This is a genomic window from Mycolicibacter sinensis (assembly GCF_001673565.1).
Taxonomy (GTDB): domain Bacteria; phylum Actinomycetota; class Actinomycetes; order Mycobacteriales; family Mycobacteriaceae; genus Mycobacterium; species Mycobacterium sinense_C.
On the sequence record NZ_LZMF01000118.1, the window covers coordinates 1 to 749 of the forward strand.

General features: G+C 68.1%; 1 protein-coding gene. It reads left to right on the top strand.

Annotated features, from left to right (window positions below; translation table 11 throughout):
- A partial coding sequence (locus tag A5648_RS16700) for a DUF222 domain-containing protein (RefSeq protein WP_234787451.1) occupies nt 1-749 on the top strand: 749 nt, incomplete at both ends.

Below are 749 nucleotides of genomic sequence, written 5' to 3' on the forward strand. Positions count from 1 at the left end.
GTGCTGTTCGAGGAGTTATCCGAGCTGACCGGTCAACGCAACGCCATCGATGGGCGCATCGTGGAGATCGTCGCCGAGATCGACCGCGACGGCCTGTGGGGCGCCACGGGCGTCCGCTCGATCCCGGCACTGGTGGCCTGGAAGACCGGGGTGTCCCCGAGCAACGCCCACACCATCGCCACCATCGCCCACCGGCTCGACGAATTCCCCCGCTGCGCCGAAGGCCTGCGCGAAGGCCGCTTCTCCCTCGATCAGGTCGGCGTGATCGCCCAGCGCGCCGCCGACGGATCCGATGAGCACTACGCGCATCTGGTCGGGGTCGCCACCGTCACCCAACTGCGCACCGCCGTCAAGCTCGAACCACGCCCCGACCCCGACCCCCGAGCCGAACCGGAACGCTCGATCACCAAGACCAGCGACGAACACGGCAGCTGCTGGCGCATCACACTCAACCCCCTCGATGCGGCAAAGTTCGACGCCGCCCTACAGTCCCATCTCGATGCGCTGATGGCTGAATGGAAGCGCGATCACGAGGATGGCGGCGGTGCCTCAGAGCAGCGGCCGCCGTTGCCGAGCACCGCCGATGCGTTCCTGCGCTTGATCGAAACCGGCTGGGACACCGAAGCCGCCCGCCGCCCCCACGGCCACCACACCACCGTGGTGATGCACCTCGACGTTGAAAACAACGCCGCGCAGCTGCACCTGGGCCCGCTGCTCACCGACGCCGAACGCCAATACCTGACCTGCGA